The organism is Tabrizicola sp., from assembly GCF_041911175.1.
Taxonomy (GTDB): domain Bacteria; phylum Pseudomonadota; class Alphaproteobacteria; order Rhodobacterales; family Rhodobacteraceae; genus Tabrizicola.
In genome coordinates, this window is the sequence record NZ_JAYRPN010000110.1 from 1 (window position 1) to 3,474 (window position 3,474).

Annotated in this window: 3 protein-coding genes; all 3 read right to left on the reverse strand. The window is 68.0% G+C overall.

The window, feature by feature from the left end:
* Positions 1–1,890: glycoside hydrolase TIM-barrel-like domain-containing protein (locus ACE3P6_RS15225; RefSeq protein ID WP_374396615.1), on the reverse strand; the 1,890-nt coding region annotated here is incomplete at its 3' end.
* 32 nt (positions 1,891–1,922) lie between these two features.
* A complete protein-coding gene (locus tag ACE3P6_RS15230) occupies positions 1,923–2,357 on the reverse strand; it encodes an NlpC/P60 family protein (protein WP_374396617.1) in 435 nt (144 codons plus the stop codon).
* Positions 2,354–3,238 carry a DUF2163 domain-containing protein gene (locus ACE3P6_RS15235; RefSeq protein WP_374396620.1) on the reverse strand — a complete coding sequence of 295 codons (885 nt, stop codon included), beginning with the start codon at positions 3,236–3,238 and terminating at the stop codon, positions 2,354–2,356. The genes ACE3P6_RS15230 and ACE3P6_RS15235 overlap by 4 nt, the downstream gene beginning before the upstream one ends.
* Positions 3,239–3,474 lie beyond the last annotated feature (236 nt).

Genomic DNA, 3,474 nt, shown 5'->3' on the forward strand with positions numbered 1-3,474 from the left:
CACCCAAGGCTTGCCTGCGGCACCGTCCGTGATCGGCGTGCGGATCTGGGCCGACCTGTCGGCGGCGGATGCATAGAACCAGTCGAAGCCCTCGCCCCCTGCGATGTTCGCCTGCAGGTAGCCGCGGTCATGGATCGCCGCCCAGCCTGCCAGCGCATCCGCATGGTCGAAGCCGTCGCGCCAGTCGGAGAGCGGCATGTAGTTGTCGATGCCGATGAAATCGATGTTGGCATCCGACCAGAGCGGGTCGAGGTGGAAGAACACGTCCCCCGTGCCATCACCGGGCTGGTGCCCGAAATACTCCGACCAGTCGGAAGCGTAACCCACCTTTGTGCCCGTCCCGAGGATCGCCTTCACATCCGCGGCCAGTGCCTTGAAGGCGGTCACGGCCGGATAGGCGCTGGCGCTCGACCGGATTGTCGTGAGCCCGCGCATCTCGGTGCCGATCAGGAAGGCATCGACCCCGCCCGCCACGGCGCAGAGATGGGCGTAGTGCAGGATCATGCGGCGCAGGCCCCAATCGCCCGAGGGACCGGTCCAGCTGACGGTGTCGCCAGAGATCGCGAACTGCGCCGGGGTGGCCGCGCCGAAGAAGCTGGAGACCTGCGTCGCCGCAGCGGCGGTCTTGTCCGCGGTCCCGGTGTAGCCAGCAGCAGGCGAACAGGTGATCCGCCCGCGCCAGGGGAAGGAAGGCTGGACCAGTGTGGCGACGTTGTTCGAGTAGGGGTTCGGCAGCGTGTTGCCGGGCGGCACGTCCATGAGCAGGAAGGGATAGAAGGTGACGCGCAGGCCACGCGCCTTCATCTCGCGGATCGCCTGCACCACCGCGAAATCGGCAGGCGTGCCGCCATAGACCGGACGGTCCTCGGCATCACGGCTGACCAGATGCGCATTGGCCCGCGCCACGCCGTTAACCGTCCAGGTCTTGGGGCTGGTGGCCTTGGCCGCCACTTCGACGCCGGGCTTGATCGTGCAGTTGCCCGCCCGCAGATCATTGCCGAACCAGGCGACGACGAGGCTGACGCTCTCGACGGCCGGGGCCATGGCCTGAAGCCGGTCCAGCGCTACAACGATGTCGGCCTCATCCGGCAAGGCGTTCAGGTTCTCGGCCGAGGTGGTGCCGCCGGTGGTCTGACCGAAGACCGTCGTCGTCGCCCCGACTGTCTTGCGCACGGCCTCAGTCGCATAGGTGAACTCGCCAGAGGCGGGGATCATTGTCACCGCCTTCACGAGCCCCTCGGCCGTGTCGGGATCGGCGAGGGGCCGGAAGACCTCGAAGCTGAGCTGTGGCAGGCGGTTGCCGTAGGTCGAGAGCGCCAGTTCCTCGAAGACGACATAGGCGGTGCCGCGGTAGGCGGGAGTATTGGCCGCGCCCATCTTGGCCGCGATGAAGGGATCGGCCGCTTGCGCCTCGTTGCCAGGATACCAGCGCCAGGTCACACCGGTCATGTCCATCGCCTTGCCGTCGGCCCAGACGCGGCCGATGCCGGTGATCGGGCCTTCACACAGGGCGACCGCGAAGCTGGCATAGTACAGATACTCGGTCGTCTGGACCCTGCCGCCGCCCCCGCCCTTGCCACCACCCTGCGTCGTGGTCTTGGTCTCCTCGCGGAAATCCGTGGCCCAGATGATGTTGCCGCCGATACGCATGCGGCCGTAGAGGCGCGGGATGATGGCGCCTTCGGTGGCCGAGGTGATCCGCAAGCTGTCGAGGCGCTGACCCTCGATCTTCTGCGCGGGGGCCAGCGAGGACACGATCCAGCTGTCGACCACCGAACCGATGGTCGAGCCGATGAAGCCGCCGATGGCAGCGCCAGAAAAGCCGAGGATCGCGCCGCCGAAAGCCCCGCCGATGGCGGAACCGACGGCACCGAGGACAAGGGTCGCCATTGCGGAAACTCAGTGTTCGAAGGGTTGGGACGTCAGCGTGCGGGAAAGAGAAAGGCGAAGGCGATGCGCCGCCGCCATGCAGGTGTCATCGCTTCCTCGATCACGCCGAGGCGTTCATAGGCGTGGAGGAAGGTGTCTGGGCCCGTGAGGATCCCTACATGCTTGGCGATGGCGCGCGGCATCATGCGGAAGAGGATCAGCGCGCCGGGTGGGGCGTCGACTGCAGCGATCTCAGGCATCATCCGTCGCGCGCCGTCCGCCAACACCTCCCTCGGCCCGGTCTCGCCCCAATCCCGGCTGTAGGGCGGGATCGGGAAAGGCTCAGGCCCCACCAATTCGCGCCAGACACCGCGCGCGAGGCCGAGGCAGTCGCAGCCGATCCCGCGCAGGCTGGCCTGGTCGTGATAGGGCGTGCCCAACCATGATCGCGCGGAGGCGATGACGCGGGCGGGATCGGCGGTCTTCAAAGCACCGCCTCCTCGTGCTTGCCATCCTTGGTGGCGTATCGAAGAACCGCGTCCTGACCGGGGATGTGCGGGAAGCCCCGGAAGTTCGCGACATTGGCGAACTTCGCGCTGCAGGTCGCCATCCGCTTGTCGCAGCCTGCCCGGATCACGAAGGCATCCGCCGCCGTGATCGGGCGCACCGGGGCTTCGAGCAGGGTCAGGATCGCGACGCTGTCGACGATGTCATGCGACAGCACTTCGACCCGCCGCCCGGCATTGGCGCCGGTCGACCATTCCACCAGCCCGAAGGCGAACCAGCCTGCCGCGAAGGAACCGAGGCCGGAGGCGGTGAAAGCACGGTCGCGCAGTGCATCGATCACCGCGCCGGTGCCCTTGAAGGCCGGGGCTTCGATGTTTACCCCGCAGCGGGCGTCGCCCAGCGCGGCGTCGCAACTGGCCTGAAACGTCCGCCCGACCGTCTGGCCGAGGACGTGTGCAAGGCTGCGAACTTCGGCCACGAAGGCCAGCCGTCCGCGCCGGATCTGGCCGATGGCCCCGCGCCGCAGCAGCACGCGCTGCGCCGGGTTTGCCCAGTTCACCCGCCAGACCTCGACAACTGCGGCGTCCCAGCGGCCGTCGAGGATGTCGGTTTCCGTGATCCGGTCCGACGACAGCACGCCTTGGGCATCCTGCGCGTCGACCGACAGGTCGGAGCCCGAGCGCACCTCGGAGGCTGTCAGACCGCTTTCCGGCTCGAACTCGGTGCCATCGAAGGTGAGTGTCCGGTCGTGGTCGGTGAAGCCGAAGCTGACCCCATCGGCGCGGGCGATCCGCCAGCACCATGCGAGGGTTGTCGTGCCCTCGTCGAGATGGGCCTGCAGCGCGGGCGGGAGGGACTTCATGGCCGGTCTCCCCGTGCTGCAGCCACACAAAGGGCGACGACAAACATGCCGATCGCTCCACCCACGACCATGCCCGTGAGAAACTCAGTCATCGCCGCGGAACCCGCGTTCGATCCGGTCGCGCAGGCCGATCAGGCCGAGGCCGAGGGCAATCAGCGCCGCAGGCGATGCATCGCCTGAGCCTGCCAGCGTCGCGACGAGGCGGGCGAGGTCGGCCAGCGGGCCGGTGGCGGGCA

Excerpts from the sequence above, each read along its gene's own strand:
- ACE3P6_RS15235 (WP_374396620.1), bottom strand. The coding sequence starts at position 3,238 with ATGAAGTCCCTCCCGCCCGCGCTGCAGGCCCATCTCGACGAGGGCACG.